The sequence below is a fragment of the Nocardia sp. NPDC060220 genome (genome assembly GCF_042727815.1).
In the GTDB taxonomy this organism is placed as follows: Bacteria; Actinomycetota; Actinomycetes; order Mycobacteriales; family Mycobacteriaceae; genus Nocardia.
Genome location: NZ_JBHWZY010000478.1, coordinates 1 through 5,318, shown reverse-complemented (window position 1 = coordinate 5,318; position 5,318 = coordinate 1). Strand labels below are relative to the sequence as shown.

Genomic DNA, 5,318 nt, shown 5'->3' with positions numbered 1-5,318 from the left:
GACCCGTGCGGGTCGGCCGAGCGAGGGGATTCAGTTGCCGGGCACCACCAGCGGTGCGGTGCTCGGGAACACCACCGGCAGGCCCGCCAGCGCCCGGTGGAAAGGCCCTGGCCGCCAGACCAATTCCTCCGGCGGCACCGCGAGCTCGAGTTCGGGTAGCGCGTCGAGGAGCTGGTCGATGGCTTCCTGGGCGATCAGGTAGGCGGGGGACTTCGCCGGGCAGCCGTGCGGGCCGGTGCTCCACGCCAGGTGCGCGCGGTTGTCGAGGAAATCACCGGTCCCGATCGCGGGATCGTTGTTGCACGCGGCCATGCTGATGACGACCGGCTGATGCGCGGGCAGCCACACATCGTCGACCAGGATCGGCTGTCGCGGATACGTGGTGCAGAAGTTGGCCATCGGCGGGTCGGTGTAGAGCACCTCGTCGAGTGCGTCGCGGGTGGACAGACTACCGCCGAGCAAGCTGCCCGCGAATCGCTGATCGGTGAGCATCAGCCGCACCGTATTGAGGATCAGGTTGAGCATCGGCTCGATCCCCGCGCCGTACATCGTGAGCACCTGGTTCATCAGCTCCTCGTCGGTGAGCCGCTGCGGATGCTGCACCAACCGGGTCGTCACGTCGTCGCCGGGTTCGCTCTGCTTGAGCCGCACCAGGTCGTAGAGCGCGTCCTCCATCATCTGCGTACCGCTGGCCGCGGTGTCGCCGCCCTCGAACATCTGCGCCATGCCGGTCGCGATGTGCCCGCCGATATCGGCGGGCACACCGAGCATCGCGTTGATGGTGGCGAAGATGACAGGAAAGGCATACTGGCTCAACAGATCCGCGCGGCCGTCCGCGCAGAAGGAGTTGATCACCGGCATCGCGATCTGCTCGACGGTGCGATGCAGCTGGTACAGGTCGACACCCGCCAGGCCGGCGACGGTGACCTGCCGGTGGCGCGTGTGCTCGGCACCGGCGGTGCGGATCGCGTTGGGGCGGTAGCGCATCATAGGCAGGACAGGGCAGTCGGCGGGGATGTCGCGCTGCCACATCTTCGGGTCGGCCGGAAAATGGTCGGGATCGTTGAGAATCTGTACCGCGGTGCGGTAGCCGATCACGAGGGTGGCGGGGACCCCGGGCACCAGATCGACCGGTACCAGCGAACCGAAGCGGTGCCGCATCTCGCGGTAGGTACTCTGCGGGTCGGCGGCGAATTCCGGCGAGTACAGCGGCACCCGGTCCTGGCCGCTGCGCGAGTCCGGCGAAACATCCAGTGTCACAGCGAGTACTCCTGAGTCGAGGATCGGTGCCTCGGCGACGCGCCGAGTTCGTGGCCGACCCTGGCGGCCAGCTCGTTCATGCGATGGGCGATGAGCGCGAGGTCCACATCGCCGGTGGTGGCGACGCCGAGCAGGGTGCCCGCGCCCGCGGCGGTGATCAGCACCATGCCCTCGTCGTATTCGGTCATGTTCTGGCGCACGGTGTTCGCCAGTCCGCCGCAGAACTCACCGAGCACCTTGCCCAGCGAGCGCAGCCCGCACGCGGCGGCCGCGAAACGCTCCGCGTCGTCGATGGAGATGGCGCCCGAGTGCGCCACGCGTAGGCCGTCCTCGGATAACAACACCGCGAAGCGGACGCCGTCGAGCGCCAGGTCGTCCAGCAGCCACGCGAGGCGGTTGGTGCTGTTGGAGATCGGAGTACTCATCAGCTGTCGTGCCCTTTCGTCGAGCGTGCGGCCGCGGCGCGGCCGTGTCTGGAGCCGCTGTGCCAGGCTGCCGCGAGCTCGGGGCGCGCGAGCACCTCGCCGGTGTCGGCGCGCTCGTCGGCCGGGGCCACGGTGCGGCGCGTGCGTTTGGGCAGCCCGCCGGTGGTGCGGTCGAGCTCGGCCACGTCCAGCTCGGGCGCCGACGCGCTGATCTCGGAGACAGGTGGTGGTGGCGCGACCGGTTCCGGCGCCTCGGCATGCTTGGGCCGGTGCACCTCGGTGGCGGTGACGAGCAGCGCGGCGGGAACGAACACCATCGCCCTGGTGCCGCCGTAGATATTGGGTCCGTCGACATAGGCGGCGAAGCCGTAACGGCGTGCGAGCGCGGCGACACCGGGGAACCCGACCCGCGGTGACGGGCCGAGGGCGTTGATGTCGACGACGCGCTCGCCCGAGAGCACCTGGCGCGCCTCCTCCATCTGCTCGTGGCTCATCCGCACGCCCGCGTCATCGATGATCACGGTGACCCCGTGATGGCCCTGCTGGTAGGAGATGTCGACGAACGACGACGGCGGCGAGTAGCGCAGCGCGTTGTCGAGCAGGGTCGCGACCGTGTGCACCAGCGGCTCCACCGCCCGGCTCATGACCACCAGTTCGCAGTGGCCCGTGCGCACGCGCAAATAGTCGCGCACCCGGCCGGTGGCGCCGCCCACCACGTCGCCGACGGTCTGCTGCGGCCAGCGCCTGCCCGGCAGCCCGCCCGAGACGATGACGTAGGCCTGGGCCTGACGGATCATCTGCTGGACGGTGTGGTCGATCCGGGTGAGCGTCGCGTAGACCTCGTCGTTGCGGTTCTCCCGCAGCGCGTTGCTCACGACCTGGCCCACGTCGGCGCCGAGACTCACCACGGTGGTGCCGAACGCGCGCACGGCGTTGCTGGTGGCGGCGCGGGCGTCGGCGGAGACCTGGGCGCGCGTCGCCTCGTGTGCCGCCTCGACCTGTGCCACGGTGCGCTGTTCGGCCGCGCGATCGGCGAGTGCCGCGTCGTGTTCGCACGCCCGGAGTTCCTCCGCGTGGGCCAGCGACATCTGTTCCATCGCTGTGTTCTTGGCGTGGAGATCGCGCTCGGCCGCCGCCAGGCGGGCGCGGATCTGACGTTCGTTGCGCAGGGCCTGCAGCGCGACAGCGACCGCGCCGAGCAGGACCAGTGTTGCGATGGAGAACAAGAAGACCGCGAGCGTCGGAGTCATCGGTTCCTTTGTCGTCTGTACCGACCGAAGAGCCGTGGTGGCCGGGTCCTCGCCGGTCTCTCCGACGAGACTTCTCGCCGCGACCAGCCCTCACACCGAGTGCGCCGCACCACAATTGGGCACCGCGCACGTGAGTTCGGTCGAAACCGGACTCGCTGCCCGGCGTTTCGGCGATGCGGACACGTTAGCAGTGCGAATCGCCGAGTGCACGAAACGGGTTGCTGCAGAACGTGACTCGCATTGTGGTGGAGAGCCGTGAATTGATACCGACGGTTGATCCTCGGCGTGTACGGTTGAACACATACAGGTCAGCCGTGGACCAGCGGCGACCAACGCGTCGTCGCCGCACCCGGCCTCGAGTCCTGGCTCATCCTTCTCTCGTCTCCCCGCTGCGGCGCCGTCGATCGATTCGAGGAAGAACCTGCATGACCAGCGATCTCGACGACGACCCGTCCGACGTGCCACCCGCCGACCCCGAGGAAGAGGACCCGACCGTTCATTGGCCCGAACCGAGCCCGCTGCAATCGTGGTGGACCGACATCATGGGCGCGAAGAAACCACGCCGGTTCGGTCAACAGACCTGACCTCGGCAGCATGACCCCAGGGCCGCACCGTTCTCGGTGCGGCCCTTGTCGTGTGCGGGCTGTGTTCGCCGGGGTATTGACCTGGACGCGGTGTCCAACCTAAGTTACATGGACACCGTGTCTCAGGTATTCGGGACACACGGCACACGGGAGTGCGTTCATGACACAGAAGGTGTTCGTCGTCGGCGTCGGCATGACGAAGTTCGAGAAGCCGGGTTCGCGGGAGTGGGACTATCCGGACATGGCCCGTGAGGCGGGGACCAAGGCGCTCGCCGACGCCGGAATCGACTACGACCGGGTGCAGCAGGCCTATGTCGGCTATGTGTACGGCGAGTCGACCTCGGGTCAGCGCGCGGTCTACGAGCTGGGGCTGACCGGTATTCCGGTGGTCAACGTGAACAACAACTGCTCGACCGGTTCGACCGCGCTCTACCTGGCGGCGCAAGCGGTGCGCGGTGGGCTCGCCGAGTGCACCCTCGCCTTGGGTTTCGAGAAGATGCAGCCCGGCTCGCTCGGTTCGACCTACGACGACCGTGAGCAGCCGATGATGAAGCACCTGCTGGCGCTGGCCGAGCTGCAGGAATTCGCGATGCCGCCCGCGCCGTACATGTTCGGTGCCGCGGGCAAGGAGCACATGGAGCTCTACGGCACCACGGCCGAGCAGTTCGCCAAGATCGGCGTGAAGAACCACCAGCACTCGGTGAACAATCCGTACGCGCAGTTCCAGAAGGAATACAGCCTCGAGGAGGTCCTCGCGGCGAAGCAGATCTACGGCCCGCTGACCAAGCTGCAGTGTTCGCCGACCTCCGACGGTTCCGGCGCGGTGATCCTGGCGAGCGAGGACTTCGTCGACCGGAACAACCTGGCCGACCGCGCGGTCGAGATCGTCGGGCAGTCGATGGTCACCGACCTCGCCTCGACGTTCACCAGCCCGACCGCGATCAACCTGGTCGGCTCCTCGATGTCGCGCACTGCCGCCGAAGCGGTCTACGCCGAGGCCGGTTTCGGGCCCGAGGATGTCGATGTCATCGAGCTGCACGACTGCTTCTCCACCAACGAACTGCTGACCTATGAGGCTCTGGGCCTGTGCGCGCCGGGGGAGGGCGGCCGGCTCGTCGACGACAACGCCACCACCTACGGCGGCCAGTGGGTCGTCAACCCGTCGGGCGGTCTGATCTCCAAGGGCCACCCCCTGGGCGCGACCGGTCTGGCTCAGTGCAGCGAACTCACCTGGCAGCTGCGGGGCACCGCTGACGCCCGCCAGGTCGCCGACGCGCGAATCGCCCTGCAACACAACATCGGTCTCGGTGGCGCGGTCGTGGTGACCGCCTACCGCCCCGCCAACCGCTGACTTTTTCCCTACCGAATCACACCAGGAGAACCCCATGGCATCTGTGTCCGTTTCCACCGCACTTCCCGTCGCGCCCGAGCTGGCCTGGGCCCGGCTCAGCGATCTCGATAACTGGGAGGAATGGCTGACCATCCACCAGGGCTGGCGTGGCGATCTGCCCGCCGAGCTCGCCGCGGGCGCACGCTTCACCGAGGTCGTGTCGGTGATGAACATGGCCAACAAGATCGAGTGGACCGTCGCCGAAGTGGTGCCGAACTCGTTCCTGCGCATCACCGGCGCCGGCATGGCCGGTGTCACCATCGAATTCGCGTTGAAGGTCGACGCCACCGACACCGGCTCCTCGGCCGCGTTCGACGCGAGCTTCAAGGGCGCGATGATCGTCGGCCCGATCGGCAAGGCTGTCGCCAAGCACGCCGAAGCCGACCTGAAGGAGTCGATGGCCAAGTTC

At 67.9% G+C, this 5,318-nt stretch carries 6 protein-coding genes; 3 read left to right on the top strand and 3 right to left on the bottom strand.

The genetic code is table 11. The features are described from left to right. Positions 1-30: 30 nt before the first annotated feature. The 3 genes from ACFWF3_RS22940 to ACFWF3_RS22930 are packed head-to-tail and all read right to left on the bottom strand — an operon-like array spanning position 31 to position 2,935. Complete coding sequence (locus tag ACFWF3_RS22940) at positions 31-1,254, bottom strand: cytochrome P450 (protein WP_378990013.1); 1,224 nt, start codon at positions 1,252-1,254, stop codon at positions 31-33. Positions 1,255-1,256: 2 nt separating this feature from the next. Then, on the bottom strand, positions 1,257-1,685 hold the full coding sequence (locus ACFWF3_RS22935; RefSeq protein ID WP_378989804.1) for a roadblock/LC7 domain-containing protein: 429 nt from the start codon (positions 1,683-1,685) through the stop codon (positions 1,257-1,259). Next, a complete protein-coding gene (locus ACFWF3_RS22930) occupies positions 1,685-2,935 on the bottom strand; it encodes a sensor histidine kinase (RefSeq protein ID WP_378989805.1) in 1,251 nt (416 codons plus the stop codon). Before ACFWF3_RS22930 ends, ACFWF3_RS22935 begins: the two co-directional genes overlap by 1 nt. 425 nt (positions 2,936-3,360) lie before the next feature. On the opposite strand from ACFWF3_RS22930, the gene ACFWF3_RS22925 reads away from it, so the two are divergent. The 3 genes from ACFWF3_RS22925 to ACFWF3_RS22915 all read left to right on the top strand — a co-directional run. Then, on the top strand, positions 3,361-3,519 hold the full coding sequence (locus ACFWF3_RS22925) for a hypothetical protein (protein WP_378989807.1): 159 nt from the start codon (positions 3,361-3,363) through the stop codon (positions 3,517-3,519). Positions 3,520-3,679: 160 nt separating this feature from the next. Next, positions 3,680-4,870, top strand: coding sequence for a lipid-transfer protein (locus ACFWF3_RS22920; RefSeq protein ID WP_379315210.1), 1,191 nt, complete (start codon positions 3,680-3,682; stop codon positions 4,868-4,870). A gap of 34 nt (positions 4,871-4,904) precedes the next feature. Continuing rightward, a partial coding sequence (locus ACFWF3_RS22915) for an SRPBCC family protein (protein WP_379315209.1) occupies positions 4,905-5,318 on the top strand: 414 nt, incomplete at its 3' end.